The following is a 19,182-nucleotide window of genomic DNA, read 5'->3' as shown; positions in this document are numbered from 1 at the left end:
CATATTAAGACACCAGCACAAAGGTAATTATAAGTTTGTTATTTAGCTATTTGACCATCTATTCCTGCCACTAGCATTTTCGCTTCTTTGTATTCCCGTTCTCGTTGTTTTTCTACTTCCAGCCGTTTTTCAAGTTTCCTGCTGTACTCCTCGTAGCAAACATGACGGGACTTCGTCATTCCTTTTTCCATTTCCGAAGTGTAATTCAACCTCAGACCACTGTCAATAGTGAATCATCCTTTCGTTTTGGTTACATAAAATATAGTAACACTAGAAAGGTTCCCTTTACAATTCGGATTTAAACCTCTATGACTGGATTATTCTATATATGAATGATTCATAACGTGAAAACATAGAAACGACATTAAATAATGGCAAATAACGCACGTATCCTTTAAAATGCTATTAATAAATTATAATTACTTTTCGCCTTCCACTGGCAGAACTGCACCATCGTAGTTCTCCATCATAAAGTTTTGGATTTCTTCAGATTTTAGTACTTCAACCAGTTTCTTTAATGCTTCTTTATCAGCATCTTCAGACCTTACAGCAATAACGTTTAAATAGTCAGTTTCTTCGTCTTCAACAAACAATGCATCCTCTAATGGGTTAAGACCTATACCAATTGCGTAGTTTGTGTTGATAACAGCAAGCACATCTTCTTCTGAATTATAAAGCTCTGGTAGCAGTGCCGGATCATAATCTGGTGAGAAAACTAAGTTTTTAGGATTTTCAACAATATCGTCAATTGTTGCAGCGGATTTTTCTACACTTTCATCTAAAGTAATCAAACCTTCCCGCTCAAACAAAGTCAAAATCCGTCCATGATCGGAAACAGAATTGCTTAAAATAACTTCAGTTCCATCAGCAATGTCATCGACTGATGCAATTCCTTTTGAATAAACACCCATTGGTTCTACGTGAATAGCTCCAATCGATTCAATTTCATATCCTGTATCTTCCACTGTTTGATTCAAATACGGAATGTGCTGGAAGTAATTCGCATCTAACGTGCCATTGTCTAAATCATCATTTGGCAATATATAATCCTGATATTCTTCAATATGAAGTGTTACACCTTGTTCTTCAAGTAATGGCTGAGCTTCTTCTAGAATTTCCGCATGTGGTACACTTGAAGCACCTACAGTGATTTCATTTGTTTCTTCGGTTCCTTCTGACGAACCATTATCGGCTCCATCTTCTGATTCATTTCCACCGCCACAAGCAGCTAATATAAGTACAAGTGCGAATGTTACCAGGGCTAAAAGCTTTTTCATTCTGTTTCTTCCTCTCCATCTTGTTTTTATAATTGAAATAGGTTTTCCTATTTTCATCTATTGATAATGTTATCGTTTATCAAGCTTGTTTGTAATAAAGTCCCCAATAAATTGGAAAATAAACACGATAATTACAATAATGACCGTACAAAGAAATACAACATCAAAATCACGTCGTTGGAATCCAAAATAATACGCATAGTTTCCAAGACCACCTGCACCAATCGCACCTGCCATTGCGGTATACCCAATTAATGCAATCGAGGTAACCGTAAGGCCTGATACGAGTGCCGGCATTGATTCAGGGAGTAGAACACGGAAAATGATCGTACGTGTTTTCGCCCCCATCGCTTTGGCTGCTTCAATTACACCTTTTTCCACTTCGTTAAGCGCGATTTCAACGAGTCTCCCGTAAAACGGAGCTGATCCAATAATTAATGCGGGCAGTGCTGCATTTGGTCCGCGAATCGTTCCGATAAGGAAATCGGTAAATGGAAATAGCAATAAGATCAATATAATAAATGGGATGGCTCTAAATATATTCACAAGAGCCGCTACAACAAAATAAATATACTTATTTTTCCAGATGCCGTCTTTTTTCGTTAAATATAGAAGCAATCCTAATAATAGACCGAAAATACATGTACCAATAATAGCAATAATTGTCATGTAAAATGTTTCGTAAGTTGCTTCAACTAAATCCTCGTATTTAATATTTGGGAATAACTCAGCTAACATCCCGGATAACCTCCACTTCGACCGAGGTCTGTTCCTGTATAAAGCTTAATGCTCTATCGAATTCCTCTTGTTCGCCAATAACCTGTACGAATAATGTGCCATATCCGCCAGCTTGTGTTTGGGTGATTTTTCCTTGTAAAATATTTAAATCAATATCAAAACGCTTTGCCAGCTGGCTTATAAGGGTTTGATTTGTAGCCTCACCTAAAAATTGAAGCTTAAGAATAATACCATCTGCATTATTCTCAATAATATTGGTTATATCATCCTCTTCGTCACTTGGTCCCATAATTTGCTGAACAAATTTTTTCGTAACGTCTTGTACGGGATGGGTAAACACATCAAGCACATTTCCCTGTTCAACAATCCGTCCTTGTTCCATGACCGCTACTTGGTTACAGATTTTTCGAATAACATGCATTTCATGTGTAATCAAAATAATCGTTAATCCAAGCTTTTTATTAATGTCGACCAGCAAATTCAAAATCGCATTCGTTGTTTCTGGATCCAATGCAGAGGTTGCCTCATCACATAACAGCACTTTTGGATTATTCGCAAGTGCGCGAGCAATTCCAACACGCTGCTTCTGTCCACCACTTAATTGGGATGGATAAGCTTTTTCCCGTCCACCAAGGCCAACCAAATCAATGAGTTCCTGTACTCGCTTTTGCCTCTCCTGCTTTGGGACTCCTGCAATTTCAAGTGGGAATGCAATATTTGCCTCTACCGTTCTTGACCAAAGTAAATTGAAGTGCTGAAAAATCATGCCGATTCCTTGTCTTGCAAGGCGAAGCTGTTTTGAATTAAGTGTCGTTATTTCTTCATCATCAATAACAATTCGTCCTGATGATGGTTCTTCCAATCGGTTAAGCAGTCTGACGAATGTACTCTTCCCTGCACCGCTGTACCCAATCACGCCGAATATCTCACCGTCAGGGATAGTAAGGGTCAAATCATCAACAGCTGCTATGTCATCATTATTTAGTCTAAAGACCTTACGTAAACCCTCAATCGAAATCACGTTATGTCCTCCTCTTCGTTCTAACTTTTGTGCCTATAAACAAATTCTTTACTGTATGAATGCTGCAATACATTTTTTAACCAAAAAACAAAAAACGTCTTCTGTAAGAGAACAGAAAGACGTCATATCATTAAAAAGTCTCACGTTCTCTCATCTGTCAAAGTTTACTTTGCAGGAATTGGCACCTTTCAAAAGATTGAAGGTTGCCGCGGTTTCAAAGGGCCAGTCCCTCCACCGCTCAAGATAAGAGATAGATCGTATTTGATTTAGCAATTCAGTGACACTATAGTAGCATGCTAAAATACGCGTGTCAATCCTAAATGGGATTAACTTTTGTTAAAGTGAAACTTCAATCAAGAGCTTTTTCTCTCCACTGCATGATAGTACCACAGGAGTATGACTCCAAGCCCTTCCCCACCTTCTAATTTTAACTCTCTCACGCATAGAAAGGGGGGATATTAGAGCCTTAATGGGTGGCAAATAATTCTGGCTTATATATCATCAAATAGTTATATATATTGCCTGTCGATTGAAAGGCATAAACTTTTTCTTTCACTTCATTACCTTCTTTAATTAAAAGGCATGGAACACTTTCAATTTTATTTTCTTGCATAAATTCAGGATATAAGGACGCATTCATCTCATAAAAGATATCTATTCCATGAACAGACTCGATTTTAGCAAGCATTGATCTTGCCACCGTACATGTTCCACAAAAAGGTGTATAAATATAAATTAACATGAGTTCCTGTTCCAAACTTTTTTCTGTTATTTGCTGCATTTTTAACCACCTTAAGTTCAATCTATAAGAGGATATTCAAAAAACCCGGTAAATATCCTCTTTTTGAACACACACTATAATAAAAATATAGGATGAACAGAGAAATGTTTACTCAGTAGTGTGCTTGCAAGTATTTTCTCTGGTGTCGCTGCAACCTCCCGATATTCACTGCTAATGTAAATATGCTCCGCATGCGGTAGCTCACGAGCCAGCTGCTTACGCAATTTCATTCCAGATTTATCCTCGTCAACTAGAATAAACACATCCTTTTCATCCAATTCGTATGTTTCCAGTAATTCATCAAATCGTTCTACACCGAATGTACCATTTGTACATACGATAGTAACCTCATCATTGATGACTTTTTCAATTTGCTTCTTATCTGTAAGCCCTTCGACAATAATCACTTTTTCAAACTCAGTAGTTATCATACATGAGCACTCCTTATGCAAGCAAAAAAGTTGCCTACGTAATTCGCGTTCAAAAGGAGGATGAAAAGACCGAGATCGGGTAAAGTTGCAATGTCCTATCGCAACACGAACACGTCCTGTGTGTGTCGAGGTTCGGTGACGTTGTTACTCTCGTCACGGAACGAATGCAATTAATACGTAAGTATAGAGCTTGAACAGAATGCGAACTTCTACAGGGACGTGAACAATTTTCATAGGAAGTTTTCTTTCGCCAACGTGTTCCACAGGAAGCGGTGACTTCAACGGTCTACACAGCACGTGTCAGGAGTTAATCGAAGAACACCTATCTCATTGTTTCATTTTCACCGGACTTTTTGAACAGCATCTATTTACATACATTATATGATTGAAAGAAGGCTAACTATACACTTTCACACGCGTAAGTTAGCCTTTGGGCATTATTCTTCAGTTAATTCTTGATATGCATCTGCAGATAATAATTGCTCAAGCTCAGCTACATCAGAGGGCTCAACAACAACCATCCATGCTTTTTCATATGGAGATTCATTTACAAATTCTGGGCTATCTTCCAATTCTTCATTTACTGCGACAACTTTCCCGCTGATTGGAGCATATAATTCAGAAACTGTTTTTACAGATTCTACACTACCAAACGGCTCGTCAGCTGTTATTTCGTCTCCTACTTCAGGCAACTCAACAAAAACGATATCACCTAGCTCATCTTGGGCAAAGTCAGTAATTCCGATACGTACATTTCCGTCTTCCTTTTTTACCCACTCATGTTCTTTTGAATACAGCAAATCTTGTGGCAAACTCATTGTAATCCCTCCATTAATTCATTCCAATTTAACTATACAATTTAACCTTGTATTTTTCTAGTCTTTGTTTGAATTTGAACCCAAGGTTATTCATTAATAATAACTAGAGCCAATTTTCTTGAAATGTTTCTTCTTTAAATCCAACTGTCACCTTTGACCCGTCTGTGACAATCGGACGCTTGATTAACATTCCATCTGAAGCAAGGATTCCTGCCATTTCTTCTACACTTGCATCCATTATTTTCTCTTTAATATTTAACTCACGATATTTCTTTCCACTCGTGTTAAAGAACTTTTTAGCAGGTAAATCACTTTTGGAAATCAATTCAAGCAACTCTTCCTTTGTAGGTGTTTCTTCTACAATATGTATACTTGTATAATCGATGTTATGATCATCAAACCATTTCTTCGCTTTTTTGCATGTTCCGCAATTTGGGTACCAGTAAAATGTTAATGCCATGTACAAATCCTCCATTCCAAACTGTTTAGGAATTATTTTATCATGATTTGTATAAAAATATTAGTATAACTGCTCAGCAATCCAATTCATACTATCCAATAAGTAAAAATTAATATGCCATGAAGAAAACGGATAAAAAACTTTCCGATTTCCTTCATGGCTTTGACATTTATTGTTCTTCCTTTGTTGGACCCATTACACCAGGAACTCGCAATCCTGCTTGACGCAATAGCACGGTCATCTGCCCACGGTGATGGGTTTGATGGTCAATGAGTGTACGTAACAGAGCGCCTCTTGCGACAGATCCTCCCATCGCATTTACATGTTCTTCCAACTTTTCATTTGTTAATGTTTTTTCAACTTGAACTTTAACTGCTGTTGCTACTTTTTTATATGTTTGTACAATTTCATTTGCTTTTTCAGGGGTAGCATTTTTAGTTTCACCAGCGTCTATCTCCACACCTACAAGACCGGCAAAGAATACTGGGCTTGTTGCTAAATGCCACCCAAGCCATCCTAAGGTACTGTGGCCTTCTACAATTGCCTGATTCAGTTTATCATCTGTTAACGATTCAAGGACTGCAATCGTTCCATTTGCAGCATGATCCCAATCGTTCACAAAATCTTCTACAGTACGATACATGATTATCTCTCCTTTGTATTATTTCTGTTAAGTTGAGACTGCACGGGTTTCTTGTTATACACAGCGTAGTGTGTTTACAAGCGGGTATACGCACAATCTATTACTGCACATTAGTGCGCAGTTTCTTACAAAAAAGAAAAACTCAAATAGCTATTTCTCTATCAAGATTAACAGTGCAACTATCTTTCATCAAATAATAAACGCTAACAATAATTCGTTCCGTCAATAAACAGAAAATGCCACTCCTGTTTGGTAAGAAGTGGCATAGAATATCAGACGATATATTTCTCTTCTTTTATAATACCTTTAGCAATCTCACGCTTTTTAGCAATGACATTAATTGGTGTATGACGCGTCAGTTTACGTAAGGACGAAAGCATCATTCTTAATGTATCACCTTCCTCGACTGCAATTAATGTTTCTTTTGCATCTGCTTCTATCCGATTAAATGCTTCCTGTACATAAACCTGCGTATACAGCAGTTTTTGCTTGCTCTTTTCTGCTCCGCCTTTGTTAATTGCTTTCTCTGTACGAAGAATTGCCGACTCGATATTGTAAACCTCAGCGACCATATCAGCTAGATTGACGAGGATTTCTTGTTCTTTCTCTAATTTCTGCATATACTTTTGTGCAGCTAATCCTGCACCAAGAAGGACGATTTTCTTCGCGTTACGCAGTAAGTATTTCTCCTGCTCCAAAGGTTCTGTACCAACTTCCTCTGGCATCATCATCATTAACTCTTCTTGTAGCCCTTGAGCTTTTTGCAGCAGTGGCAGTTCGCCCTTCATTGCTTTTTTCAGCAATGTTCCAGGAACTAACAAGCGATTAATTTCGTTTGTCCCTTCAAAAATACGGTTGATTCGTGAGTCACGATAAATACGCTCTACTTCATACTCTTGCATAAAGCCGTAACCACCATGCATCTGCACTGCTTCGTCTGCAGTATAATCAAGCAATTCGGTTGCCATGTATTTCGTTATGGAGCACTCAATTTGGTATTCTGCAATTGCACGCGCTACTTCGCGTCCGTCCTTTAATTGTTCCTCCGTTAATGCTCCCATTCGCTGTTCAAATAATCCTACTGTACGATAAACCGCACTTTCGTTTGCATAGATTTCAGAAGCCATTGTTGCCAGCTTTTCCTGTGTTAAAGAAAAGCTGGAAATAGGTGTATTAAACTGCTTGCGCTCATTCACATAAGCTGCAGCAAGTTCAAGTGCACGCTTAGCACCACCAACTCCACCGACTGCAAGCTTATAGCGGCCAACATTTAAAATATTGAAAGCAATAATATGGCCGCGTCCTTTTTCGCCTAACAAATTTTCTATCGGGACCTCTGCATCTTCAAGGATCAGTGTCCGTGTTGATGAGCTTTTAATTCCCATCTTCTTTTCTTCCACACCAGTTGAAACACCTGGGTACTCTCTTTCAACAATAAAGGCCGAGAAATGCTCTCCATCAATTTTTGCATAGACAACAAACACATCTGCAAATGCCGAGTTCGTAATCCACTGTTTCTCTCCGTTTAAAATATAATGCGTACCAGCTTCATTTAGCCTGGCGGTTGTTTTTGCACCTAGTGCATCTGATCCGGAACTTGGTTCAGTTAATGCGTAAGCAGCGATTAATTCACCAGTCGCAAGCTTCGGCAAATATTTTTGTTTTTGCTCATCATTTCCAAAGAATACGATCGGCAGTGATCCTATCCCTACATGAGCACCATGTGTGATCGAGAATCCGCCTGCACGTGAAAATCTTTCTGTAATTAAGGAAGAGCTAATTTTATCAAGTGCCAGACCTCCGTATTCTTCCGGTACATCAACTCCTAACAAACCAAGTTCTCCAGCTTTTTTTAACAGCTTAACTGAGTGCTCAAATTCGTGATTTTCCAATTGATCAAGTTTCGGCAAAACTTCACTCGTAATGAAATCATCTGTTGTTTTGGCAATCATTTGATGCTCTTCCGTAAAATCCTCTGGTGTAATAATATCTTCACCAGTTAAATCCTCAACTAAAAATGCCCCACCCTTGAAAATTTTGTCCTTTGTTTCACTCATCCGAATCTTCCTTCCTATTATGGAGTGTTAAACAATCTCGAACACTTCAACATCATGTTTATTTGTTAACTTCAGCAATTTTACTGCATTCTTCATTATTTTCACTGCTAACTCCAGTAATTCCGCTAAGAACTTCAGCTTTTTCGCCTTGATCCTCAGTAGTGCTCATTTCAATTACAAGAGTTCAAAAACCCCAGCTGCTCCCATGCCGCCACCGATACACATAGTGACAATCCCAAATTGCTCGTTTCTCCGTTTCATTTCATGCATTAAGGATACCGTCAGCTTTGTACCCGTACATCCAAGCGGGTGTCCTAACGCAATCGCTCCACCATTTACATTTACTTTTTCCAGATCAAGATCAAGCGCTTGAATAACGCGTAAGGATTGAGAGGCAAATGCTTCATTAAGCTCAAATAATCCAATGTCTGATAGCTCTAACCCAGCAATCTTTAACGCTTTCGGTATCGCCTTAACTGGTCCGACACCCATAATTTCTGGTTCCACACCAGCAACTGCAAACGAGCGGAACTTCAGAATTGGAGTTAGCCCCTCTGCTTCAGCCTTTTCCCGATCCATCACTAGCACAGATGCTGCACCATCACTCATTTGTGATGCGTTTCCCGCGGTTACAGAACCTTTTGCATGGAAGGCTGGTCTCAATTTCGCTAAAATCTCTGTTGTTGTATCTGGGCGCACTCCTTCATCCACTGAAAACGTAAATTGTTTTTCCACTATTTTATTGTTCGAACCGACTCCGCGTTCAGTTACTTCCACTGGAACAATTTCATCGGAAAACTTACCTTCTTTCAACGCTTTTGCGGCACGCATGTGGCTTTGTACCGCAAATGCATCCTGATCAGCACGAGAGATAGTAAAGCGGTTAGCTACTTCTTCTGCTGTATGTCCCATCCCCATATAATAGCCAGGCAATTCCTGAACAAGCTTTGGGTTTGGTTTAATCACATGTCCTCCCATTGGGAGCATACTCATTGATTCTGCCCCACCTGCTATAATTGTATCGCTTGCTCCAACCATAATTCTCTCTGCCGCATAGGCAATGCTTTGTAATCCCGATGAACAATAGCGATTGATCGTAATGCCCGGCACATCATGCTTTAATCCAGCTAGCGCAGCCACATTTCGAGCCATATTCATACCTTGCTCCGCCTCCGGGGTTGCACAGCCTATAATGACATCATCTATATTTCCGGCATATCCTCCTGCGCGTTTTAATGTTTCTTTAATCGTTCGTGCAGCTAAATCATCTGGTCTAGTATTTGCAAGTGAACCTTTAAACGCCTTTCCAATCGGTGTTCTTGCACCTGCAACAATTACTGCTTCTTTCACGGTTTCTCCTCCTTTCAATTAGTTACGTAATGGCTTCCCTTTAACAAGCATGTGCTGCATGCGCTGTTGTGTTAATGGCTCTCCAATCAGACTTAAAAATGCCTCACGTTCAAGATCTAGCATTACTTGCTCGTCAATTTCAGTTCCCTCTTTAATTCGTCCACCTGATAAAACATAGGCCAATTTTTCAGCTATTTTCACATCATGTTCTGATGCATAGCCACTGTACTGCATCATTTTTGCTCCCATCAGCATGGCAGCATAACCTGCGTCACCAACTACCGGAACCTTTTCTCGCTGCGGTTTCCGGTAGCCTGCACTCGCTAGTCCCAGAACTCTTTGCTTCGCATCATATAAAAGATGACCAGGGTTAGTACTAATACGATCATTTGTATCGAGGTAGCCATTTTCAAATGCTTCTGCAGCTGATGTAGAAACCTTTGCTGTAGCTATCTTTTCAAATACATCGTTCGCAACCTTCATTAAATCAAATGACACACCTTTTGGTAGATTGCGAAGCGCTTTTAAATACAATTCTTTTGTGCCTCCACCACCAGGGATAAGCCCAACACCAACTTCTACTAACCCAATATAGGTTTCAGGAGATGCTTGTATTGCAGCTGCTGGCAGCGATACCTCTGCACCACCGCCAAGCGCCATATTAAACGGTGCTGTGACTACAGGTTTTTCTGCGTACTTAATCGCCATAGTCATATTTTGAAACTGGCGGATAACCATATCTAGTTCAAAGAAATTATCATCCTGCGCTTCCATTAACATCATTGCTAGATTAGCTCCAACACAGAAATTCTTTCCTTGATTACCGATAACAAGTCCTTCGTAATTTTTTTCAACTTCTTCAATGGAATAGTTCACCATTTGAATGATATCCAGCCCGATTGCATTACTTCTAGAATGGAACTCTAATAGTAAGGCTCCATCCCCCATATCAATTAAACTTGCACCTGTATTCTTTTTGATAACCTCATTCGTTTGTTTAAGGCGTTTGATATGAATCTCTTTATGATTCCATTGTTGTTCCTTATATTCACCATTATCAAAGTAGTGGACAGTTCCTTCCTTCTCTTGATAAAAGGATTCCTTTCCATTCTCAAGCATTGAATGCACCCATTTGGGTATATCTGCCCCTTCTTTTTGCATGCGTTCTACAGATTCACGAACTCCAATTGCGTCCCAAGTTTCAAATGGACCAAGCTCCCAGCCGAAGCCCCATTTCATTGCTTGATCAATAGAAATAATGTCATCCGCAATTTCTCCTAAAAGCTCTGCTGAATAAAGTAGCACTGGCTTGATAACTGACCAGACAAGGTCACTTGCCTTGTCACCAGGATTTGAGAGAAGCGCTTTCATTTTATTTCGAGATCCCTTTGCTTGCTTAGCCATCTCTGTAGCAGCAGTTTTCAGCTTCTTACGCTCTTCATACTTCATCGTTTTTGAGTTCAATTCATAAATATCACGACCTTTTTTGATAAAAAAGCCTTGACCACTTTTGGCGCCGTACCAGCCTTTTTCCAGCATGTCATTCATAAAATCTGGTATAGTAAATAATGCTTTTTCGGGCCCTTCGACTTGGTCATATACATTTTTTGCGACGTGACTAAATGTGTCAAGCCCCACCACATCCAACGTTCGGAAAGTAGCGCTTTTGGGTCTACCAATTAACGTTCCTGTCACAGAATCAACTTCGCCAACCGAGAAATTCCCTTTCAACATCTCCCTTACCGTTACTAGCAAGCCATACGTCCCAATCCGGTTTGCAATGAAATTCGGTGTATCCTTTGCTTCGACTACACCTTTTCCAAGCACATCTTCCCCAAAACGTTTCATGAAAGCCAAAACCTCTGGGTCGGTATGAACAGTTGGGATAATCTCCAATAGCTTCAAATAGCGTGGCGGGTTGAAAAAGTGCGTTCCTAAAAAGTGCTGCTTCATATCTTCTGAACAATCTGCAATCATTGCTTCTACAGAAATCCCAGATGTATTGGAGCTTACAATCGCTCCCTCTTTGCGATACTCATCAATTCTAGCGAAAACCTTCTTTTTCACCTGCAAGTTCTCTACCACTACTTCAATAATCCAATCAACTTCAGCAACTTTTCCCATATCATCTTCCATGTTTCCGATTGTAATATTTTCCAGACTTTTATTTGTCGTGATAGGCGATGGTTTCTGCTTAAGCAATGCTTTTTTACTTAGAGCCGCGATTCGATTTCGAACTTCAGAGTCTTCTAAAGTAAGACCTTGTTGCTTTTCTTCTTCCGTTAAATCTGGTGGCACAATATCAAGCATCGTCACAGCTATTCCCAAATTTGCTAGATGCGCAGCAATCCCAGATCCCATCACACCCGAACCGAGAACTGCTGCTGTTTTTATTGAATGCTTCAACTTTTCATCCCCCAATCCTATATTGAATGAATACTCATTCATTTTAATCCAAAAAATAAAAGACAGTTTCCTATCCATCTAATTTATACTATAAACGAATATCTGACATTTCGCAATAAATTTAATTAATTTTTTATAGCATACCATAAGCGCTAAATAGGTTTAGAGTTTTCCCAAACCGTACCTATGAATTTATTCTCGTCGTAATCATTCCTATTTACAAAGCGTAATGATTACGTTATGATAGGAAAGAATTATTTATTTTATTGTTTATGAAGGGTTTGTATACATGAAAATTTTAAAAAATCTTATATTCCTCATTATATTAAGTATATTTATTGCTGGATGTAGTTCAGCTGACGAAAGCTCAAAAGCAAATAATGAACAGCTTGAAATATACACATCCATCTATCCAATCCAATACGCTATTGAAAGAATTGGCGGGGATACAGTAGAAGCTAAAACCGTATATCCACCAGGTGTAGATGCGCACTCCTATGAGCCTACGACAAAAGATATTACTGCCCTTGCAGACAGTGACGCATTCATTTATTTAGGCGCTGGAATGGAGAGTTTCGCTGAAAGTGCCGCAGATGCACTAACCTCTCAGGATGTACAATTAATTGAAATTGGAGAACATGAAGAGCTCTTCCATGTTGAAGAATCACATCATGATCACGATGCAGATTCAGAAGAGAGCCATGACCATGAGCACGATGGGCATAGTCACGGTGACCATGATCCACATATTTGGATTGATCCACTTCGAATGATTGAAATGGCAGCCATTATAAAAGACGAGCTAATTGAGCTTAACCCTGACAAGGAATCCTATTACAATGAGAACTTTACTTCATTGAAAACAGATTTGCTTGCATTAGATGAAACATTCCAAGAAACATTAGAAGCAAAGGAAAATAAACACATTCTCGTTTCGCATGCAGCTTTCGGCTATTGGGAAGAGCGCTATGGAATAGAGCAAATCTCAATTAATGGATTATCTTCTGCTAGTGAACCTTCGCAAAAAGAATTAACTGAGATTATTGATCAAGCGAATAGCTATGATCTAGACTATATTATTTTTGAACAAAACAGTTCCAACCGTGTCTCTGAAATTATTCAGAATGAAATTGGTGCTGACGTCTTAATAATTCACAATTTATCTGTTTTAACAGAGGATGATTTAGATAATGGTGAGGATTATTTATCCTTAATGCAATATAATCTCGATGTTCTTGACCGAGCAACAAAATAATCACTTTATTAGCATCTGTTTTCTATGCAGATGCTTCCTTCATTTAATAGAAAGAGGTGTCAACATGGAATATCCTGCCGTAACAATGAAAAATGTTAGTTACGCCTATGAAAATAAAACTGTACTTGATCACATTAACTTTGAGGTTCCTAAAGGGGCTTTCATGGGAGTTGTTGGGCCGAATGGTGGTGGGAAGACAACCCTGATTAAGCTCATTCTTGGATTACTGAAGCCTGACAAAGGATCCATTAACATCTTTAATGAAAACGGAGAAAAGCTTCAAGATCGTAATAAAATTGGATTTGTTTCTCAAAAGGCAAACGCCTTTAATAAAGGATTTCCCGCAACCGTATATGAAGTAGTTTCCTCCGGGCTTACAGCAACAATCGGTTACTTCAAATTTTTTAATAAAACACATAAAGATAAAATACTACATGCAATCGATCAAGTTGGAATGCTTGATTACGCATATGAAAATATCGGCAACCTTTCCGGAGGGCAGCAGCAACGGATCTTTATTGCCCGTGCACTGGTTAGTGATCCCGAATTAATTATTCTGGACGAGCCTACAGTTGGTATCGACTATGAAAATGTTAAACGATTTTATGAGCTATTGCACCAATTGCATCAAAAACAAAATAAAACATTGTTGCTGGTAACACACGATACTGGCACCATGACAGAATATGCTACAGATATCGTTTGTCTCAATAAAACATTACATTTTCATGGAAAACCAGAAGAATATACGTCCTTAACCGAAAAGGACTTGTCACAATTTTATGGTCATCCCGTAAATATTGTTAGCCACAATCATTGATTTTGGAGGAACTATTATGCTACCAGACTTTTTTCAATATGATTTTTTACGATACACATTTTTAACGGGATTGCTTATTGGGGTTATCGCTCCGCTCCTCGGTACCTTTATCGTAGTGAGGCGCTTATCTTTAATTGCAGATGCATTGTCCCATGTAACTTTAGCTGGAATCGCCTTTGGACTAATGGCAGAAAAGAAGTTTGGGCTAATGATTGGACCATTGTATAGTGGTATGGCCTTTTCCGTTCTTGGATCCATTCTCATCGAAAAGCTCCGTTCCGTGTATAAAGCTTTCCAGGAGCTTGCGATTCCAATTATTTTATCCAGCGGTGTTGGATTAAGCGTCATTTTCATTTCTGTTGCTGATGGCTTTAATACGGATTTATTTAATTATCTATTTGGGTCAGTCTCAGCTGTTAGTCAAAATGACTTTTTGATGATACTTACGATCGCGATTTTTGTTATACTAGTAGTAGTACTTTTTTATAAGGAGCTTTTCACATTATCTTTTGATGAAGAGCATGCAACGATATCAGGACTACATTCCAAACAGATTCATTTACTTTTTATCGTGCTTACTGCACTGGTTATTGCAGCATCGATACGAATAGTCGGTGTACTGCTTGTTTCCGCATTAATGACATTACCAGTTGCGGCAAGTATGCGACTTGCTAAAGGTTTTAAACAAATGATGCTCTTATCGATCTTGTTTGGAGAGCTATCCGTCATTATTGGACTCATATCGGGATACTATTTATCCATCCCACCAGGTGGTACGATTGTAATGGTATCCATTATAATTTTATTAATTGCTATTGGAATAAAACGACTTAAAATTCGTGTTTGAACTGCCTCTTAGCCCAAACGAATACAGGAGGGGATTTAGCGTGAACATCAATGAAGCGATTGATTTATTAAAAAATAAAGGCTATAAAACAACAGGGAGACGTAAAGATATCCTCGCATTTTTTGAAAAGGCTGATGGATACCGTACTGCCAAGGATTTAATCAATCATTTGGAAGAAACGTATGAGGGTATCAGCTTCGATACAGTCTACCGTAACCTTCATTTATATAATGAAGTAGGAATACTTGAAACAACAGAACTAAATGGTGAGAAACAATTCCGTATGAATTGCACACATCATCACCATCACCATTTTATCTGTAATGCCTGTGGAAAAACGAAGGAAATTGAAGTTTGTCCAATGGATGAAGTGCAGCAAACACTTGCCAACTATGCTATTGAAGGACATAAGTTTGAAATTTACGGTTTATGTCCACTATGCCAAAGCGCATGAGTGTAAAACTGTTCTTATTTGTAGGGGCAGGCGGTATGCTTGGTACAGGGGGGCGTTATTGTATTTCCTTGCTGTTTGGAGATACAGACGGATACCCCTTTGCTACATTAACTGTAAATTTAATTGGATGTTTTTTGCTTCCTTTCCTTTTAAACCATCCAAATGTCAAACAAAAGTTAGCACCAGAATTATTAACGGCACTTACTGTCGGTTTGATTGGGTCATTTACAACCTTCTCTACACTAGCTGTAGAAACAGCTAGATTATGGAATGAAAGTGTTACGATGGCTATTGGTTATATTATGATTTCTTTTTTAATCGGGCTTGCATTATGTTTTCTAGGTTATCGTATTTCTACTAGAAAGCAGGTAAACGAATGAATTTATTACTCGTCGCACTTGGTGGTTTTATCGGAAGTATTGCTAGGTACTCTATCTCGCTTAAATTGAATAAACGAATATTTTCTACATGGATTGTCAACATAAGTGGCTCCATGTTTTTGGCGTTTTTATTTAAATTCAACCAAGATGGAATGATTTCTAATAGCATTTGGCTATTTCTCGGTGTAGGTTTTTGTGGAGCATATACTACGTTTTCAACTTTTGGCAATGAAACATTAAACCTTCTAGTGAAAAAAAGATATTGGAAGGCTATCAGCTATGTCTTCAGTTCATTTTTTGTTTCCATCGCCGTAGTTCTGATTATTCTTCGATTGTTTTGATTCTTTGATTTCTTCTTTTCCTTTTTCTATTATTTCATGTATACTATCTTCTAGATAATAGTTTTTGTGTGTTCAAAGAAAGGATGAAAAGGACCATGGCTGCCTGCAGACATTTTGGTTATTAATCAAAGGTCCACTGTTTCCGAGTGCCATTTTCATCTAACTTTTTGAACTACCGCTTTAGGAGTAGTGAGAAATGGATAGAAAAAAGGGAATTATTTTTACAATATTACTTATTTTAACGGCACTATTTATTGGGTTTGTTGCCATCATGCAGCATAATTTTATGAACCCAGACTTTGCTGCTAATGAAGATCAGGATATGGCGAACGCTACGAACAATAGAACAACGTCTACAAATGAAGACGACGAAAATAATACTTCTGATCAGTCGAATGATAACAAAGATAATAAGCAATTAGAGGATGAGGAGGAGCCTGAAGAGACTACCTTTTCAACTCGTTATGTTACAGCTGATCAATTAAATGCGCGCAGCGGTCCTGGCGCAGATTATGATATTGTTGGTCTCGTAACACTTGATCAAGAAGTAGAAGTTGAAGATGATGGTAACGAATGGGTTAAAATAACAACCCCAGATTTTACAGGCTATGTGAATGAGAAATATCTGAGTGAAGAAGATTAGGTTTCATCGTAAGCGTCGTATTTCATTTATACAATGTATAAGAGCGCACAAAAAAATGTCTAAGCGAAATCCGCTTAGACATTTTTATATACTTAATTCAGTTCAACCCCTATCCTAGCACTTCATGCATCACTTTTGATTCCTCATGGTCAAGCATATTTTTCTGTATAATTTCATCGACCGGTTTGTTCATTTGGTCTGTAAGTACGTTGGATGCACCATTCTCACCTACAACATATATTTTCTTCCAATTTCTATCCTTTGCCTGCTTGTCTATTTTGGAAGCAACTTCTTTATACCAGCGATGTTGGTTCACTTCATAACGAGCCTCAAATTTATCCGTCTGCATATTAGTGGAACCTAGACCTGTCGTTCCAGAAGTACCTTTACGAGGACCTTGCATCACTCGCCATGTGTCTGTTTCCACATCAAGTTCATAAGAGAAAGTGTCTTCAATTTGATTAAGATAAGAATCGATAATTTTTATTTGATTTTGTTGTACGAGAATGATCCCTGTTTTTGGGTAACTCTCCTTTAGCTTTCGAAGCTGATCTAACTCTGGGGTTTCTTGCCAATAAAACTCATTCTCTAATCGGATTTGAACGATTTCTGCATACCACACTTCTTCATCAGCAGTTGCAAATACAATAATTCCTTTTTGTTGCTGTTGCTCGTTTTCCTTAATAAACCGATCTACCTTTTTCTTTACAGCTTGAAAATTGTTTAGCTCCTCTTTATTATCCCCTTCTTTTAAATAACTTTCAAAATTCCGCATGCCATTTTTGAAATGGATTTTCCACTCTCCACCTTGCTGATCTGGATCAGCTGGATCTGTATTTAAGTACATTGTAAAAACCTTATTACCATTTTCTCTATTTACACTTTCCAGTTCTTTTAATTTAGCATTTATATCCATAGGCAACCTCCTAAAAGAAAATGTACTATTCCTTTAACCTAAATTAACTTCATTTAAACCTAAATGCATATGCTATGGATAAAAATAGAACGGTTCAGGTAAATCTATCGTCAAGCAAAAAAGACAAACCCTTAAAGAGCTTGCCTTCTTTTCATGCATTATAATTTTGCAATTTTAATTCGCTTAATCTGATAGCCATCTTTTTCTTCAAGAATAAACTCATAGCCATCATATTCCATTACTGTTCCAACTTCGGCATCCAGGTTATTTGTAAAGAACCAGCCACCGATTGTATCGACTTCATCATCTGCAAGGTAAATATTTAAAAGCTGATTTACCTCTTCCAGGCTAATTTTTCCCGAAACAAGATGTATGTTTTCGTCGACTTGTTCTACATCTGGCATCTCATCTTCGTCAAACTCATCTCGGATATCTCCCACAATTTCTTCAAGTATATCCTCAACGGTTACAAGACCTGCCGTTCCACCATATTCATCATTTACAATAGCCATATGGATTCTTTCCTTCTGCATTTTGAGCAAAAGCTGCTTAATCGGTGTGGCTTCTGATACATGGATAATTGGACGAATAAATTTCTCAATTGTATTTGGTCGATGCTCATCAAACTTACCAGTAAGAATCTCTTTTAAATTTACTAATCCGATAATGTTATCTTTATCCTCATCGGCTACAGGGTATCTCGTAAATTGCCCCTCGCGCATAATATCAAGATTTGCTTCGAAAGTGTCCTCTTTTGAAAAATAAATCATTTCCGTTCGAGGAACCATTATTTCCCTTGCTACACGTTCATCAAAATCAAAAATGTTGTTCACGTACATCATTTCTGATTGATTGATTTCACCACTCTTATAGCTATCTGCAAGAATTAAGCGAAGTTCTTCTTCACTATGAGATTCTTCATGACCGCTCATAGGCTTTAATCCTACAGCCCGTGTTAAGAGTCGTGCCGAACCGTTTAAGAACCAAATGAATGGGTAGAGTAAACGATAAAACCACATTAGCGGCCTGGCAACAAAGAGGGTCACCTGCTCTGCTTTTTGAATTGCCAATGTCTTTGGTGCAAGCTCTCCAATAACAACGTGGAGAAATGTGGCAAATGCAAAGGAAACTATAATTGAAAGAGTCGTAACTAGTGCATCGCCAATTTCAAAAACACCAAACAACGGATGAAGCAATCGCTCAAATGTTGGTTCTGCCAAACGCCCGATACCTAACGCTGTAATTGTGATACCAAGCTGACAGGCTGATAAGTATTCATCTAAATGTGAAACAACCTGTTTGGCATAAATCGCCTTTTTCTTACCGTTTTCAATATGTGGTTCAAGTTGTGTACTACGCACCTTTACAATGGCAAATTCTGCCATTACAAAAAAAGCGGTCATTGCAATTAGTACAGCAACTGCAAGTAAATTCACTATCGTGGATATGTCCAATTAAGGTCCTTGTGTGTGACACACAAGGACTTCACCTCCTGATTTCTAAAAATTAAGTATAATTATATTGAAACTCCGTACATTGATGAT

At 38.4% G+C, this 19,182-nt stretch carries 21 protein-coding genes and 1 riboswitch; of the genes, 7 read left to right on the top strand and 14 right to left on the bottom strand.

Annotated features, from left to right (window positions below):
- Positions 1 to 38: 38 nt before the first annotated feature.
- The 12 genes from D1B32_RS23660 to D1B32_RS04965 form a co-directional block, all read right to left on the bottom strand.
- Positions 39 to 191, bottom strand: a complete 153-nt coding sequence (locus D1B32_RS23660) for a YuzK family famiily protein (RefSeq protein WP_476703863.1) — start codon at positions 189 to 191, stop codon at positions 39 to 41.
- Between the two features lie 228 nt (positions 192 to 419).
- Entirely contained in the window at positions 420 to 1,277 is an 858-nt protein-coding gene (locus D1B32_RS05015; RefSeq protein ID WP_095309328.1) for a MetQ/NlpA family ABC transporter substrate-binding protein, read from the bottom strand.
- 69 nt (positions 1,278 to 1,346) lie between these two features.
- Positions 1,347 to 2,015, bottom strand: coding sequence for a methionine ABC transporter permease (locus tag D1B32_RS05010; protein WP_095309330.1), 669 nt, complete (start codon positions 2,013 to 2,015; stop codon positions 1,347 to 1,349).
- A complete protein-coding gene (locus D1B32_RS05005) occupies positions 2,005 to 3,036 on the bottom strand; it encodes a methionine ABC transporter ATP-binding protein (protein WP_095309332.1) in 1,032 nt (343 codons plus the stop codon). Before D1B32_RS05005 ends, D1B32_RS05010 begins: the two co-directional genes overlap by 11 nt.
- A gap of 147 nt (positions 3,037 to 3,183) precedes the next feature.
- Positions 3,184 to 3,286: riboswitch (SAM riboswitch) on the bottom strand.
- A 216-nt stretch (positions 3,287 to 3,502) separates the two neighbouring features.
- Positions 3,503 to 3,817 (bottom strand): thioredoxin family protein, encoded by a 315-nt coding sequence (locus D1B32_RS05000; protein WP_168927277.1) that lies wholly within the window; start codon positions 3,815 to 3,817, stop codon positions 3,503 to 3,505.
- 74 nt (positions 3,818 to 3,891) lie between these two features.
- Entirely contained in the window at positions 3,892 to 4,248 is a 357-nt protein-coding gene (locus D1B32_RS04995; RefSeq protein WP_095309334.1) for a toprim domain-containing protein, read from the bottom strand.
- A gap of 437 nt (positions 4,249 to 4,685) precedes the next feature.
- Positions 4,686 to 5,066, bottom strand: a complete 381-nt coding sequence (gcvH, locus tag D1B32_RS04990; RefSeq protein ID WP_095309336.1) for a glycine cleavage system protein GcvH — start codon at positions 5,064 to 5,066, stop codon at positions 4,686 to 4,688.
- A 103-nt stretch (positions 5,067 to 5,169) separates the two neighbouring features.
- Positions 5,170 to 5,526: an arsenate reductase family protein gene (locus D1B32_RS04985; protein ID WP_095309338.1), complete on the bottom strand. Its 357-nt coding sequence runs from the start codon at positions 5,524 to 5,526 to the stop codon at positions 5,170 to 5,172.
- Between the two features lie 169 nt (positions 5,527 to 5,695).
- Positions 5,696 to 6,169 (bottom strand): DinB family protein, encoded by a 474-nt coding sequence (locus tag D1B32_RS04980; protein ID WP_095309340.1) that lies wholly within the window; start codon positions 6,167 to 6,169, stop codon positions 5,696 to 5,698.
- A 272-nt stretch (positions 6,170 to 6,441) separates the two neighbouring features.
- Positions 6,442 to 8,226, bottom strand: a complete 1,785-nt coding sequence (locus tag D1B32_RS04975) for an acyl-CoA dehydrogenase FadE (protein WP_095309342.1) — start codon at positions 8,224 to 8,226, stop codon at positions 6,442 to 6,444.
- Between the two features lie 174 nt (positions 8,227 to 8,400).
- Positions 8,401 to 9,576, bottom strand: coding sequence for an acetyl-CoA C-acetyltransferase (locus D1B32_RS04970; protein WP_095309344.1), 1,176 nt, complete (start codon positions 9,574 to 9,576; stop codon positions 8,401 to 8,403).
- Positions 9,577 to 9,594: 18 nt separating this feature from the next.
- Positions 9,595 to 11,982, bottom strand: coding sequence for a 3-hydroxyacyl-CoA dehydrogenase/enoyl-CoA hydratase family protein (locus D1B32_RS04965; protein ID WP_118888784.1), 2,388 nt, complete (start codon positions 11,980 to 11,982; stop codon positions 9,595 to 9,597).
- 289 nt (positions 11,983 to 12,271) lie between these two features.
- Between D1B32_RS04965 and D1B32_RS04960 the strand changes: the two genes are divergently transcribed.
- The 7 genes from D1B32_RS04960 to D1B32_RS04930 all read left to right on the top strand — a co-directional run bounded on the left by D1B32_RS04960 (position 12,272) and on the right by D1B32_RS04930 (position 16,722).
- On the top strand, positions 12,272 to 13,237 hold the full coding sequence (locus D1B32_RS04960) for a metal ABC transporter solute-binding protein, Zn/Mn family (RefSeq protein ID WP_118888783.1): 966 nt from the start codon (positions 12,272 to 12,274) through the stop codon (positions 13,235 to 13,237).
- A 64-nt stretch (positions 13,238 to 13,301) separates the two neighbouring features.
- A complete protein-coding gene (locus D1B32_RS04955; protein WP_095309350.1) occupies positions 13,302 to 14,057 on the top strand; it encodes a metal ABC transporter ATP-binding protein in 756 nt (251 codons plus the stop codon).
- 16 nt (positions 14,058 to 14,073) lie between these two features.
- A complete protein-coding gene (locus D1B32_RS04950) occupies positions 14,074 to 14,904 on the top strand; it encodes a metal ABC transporter permease (RefSeq protein WP_118888782.1) in 831 nt (276 codons plus the stop codon).
- 40 nt (positions 14,905 to 14,944) lie between these two features.
- The gene (locus D1B32_RS04945) at positions 14,945 to 15,358 is read left to right on the top strand and encodes a Fur family transcriptional regulator (RefSeq protein WP_095309354.1); all 414 of its coding nucleotides are present in this window, start codon (positions 14,945 to 14,947) and stop codon (positions 15,356 to 15,358) included.
- A complete protein-coding gene (locus D1B32_RS04940) occupies positions 15,343 to 15,738 on the top strand; it encodes a fluoride efflux transporter FluC (RefSeq protein ID WP_240033734.1) in 396 nt (131 codons plus the stop codon). The genes D1B32_RS04945 and D1B32_RS04940 overlap by 16 nt, the downstream gene beginning before the upstream one ends.
- Positions 15,735 to 16,079 (top strand): fluoride efflux transporter CrcB, encoded by a 345-nt coding sequence (crcB, locus tag D1B32_RS04935; protein WP_118888781.1) that lies wholly within the window; start codon positions 15,735 to 15,737, stop codon positions 16,077 to 16,079. The genes D1B32_RS04940 and crcB overlap by 4 nt, the downstream gene beginning before the upstream one ends.
- 196 nt (positions 16,080 to 16,275) lie before the next feature.
- Positions 16,276 to 16,722 carry an SH3 domain-containing protein gene (locus tag D1B32_RS04930; RefSeq protein WP_118888780.1) on the top strand — a complete coding sequence of 149 codons (447 nt, stop codon included), beginning with the start codon at positions 16,276 to 16,278 and terminating at the stop codon, positions 16,720 to 16,722.
- 109 nt (positions 16,723 to 16,831) lie between these two features.
- On the opposite strand, the gene D1B32_RS04925 is transcribed toward D1B32_RS04930, so the two are convergent.
- Complete coding sequence (locus D1B32_RS04925; RefSeq protein ID WP_118888779.1) at positions 16,832 to 17,638, bottom strand: VLRF1 family aeRF1-type release factor; 807 nt, start codon at positions 17,636 to 17,638, stop codon at positions 16,832 to 16,834.
- A 158-nt stretch (positions 17,639 to 17,796) separates the two neighbouring features.
- Positions 17,797 to 19,092: a hemolysin family protein gene (locus D1B32_RS04920; protein WP_095309362.1), complete on the bottom strand. Its 1,296-nt coding sequence runs from the start codon at positions 19,090 to 19,092 to the stop codon at positions 17,797 to 17,799.
- Positions 19,093 to 19,182: the final 90 nt, after the last annotated feature.

This window comes from Oceanobacillus profundus (assembly GCF_003515705.1).
GTDB classification, from domain to species: domain Bacteria; phylum Bacillota; class Bacilli; order Bacillales; family Amphibacillaceae; genus Oceanobacillus; species Oceanobacillus profundus.
Note: the sequence above shows the minus strand (reverse complement) of the source record. Positions and strands in the feature narration are given on the sequence as shown.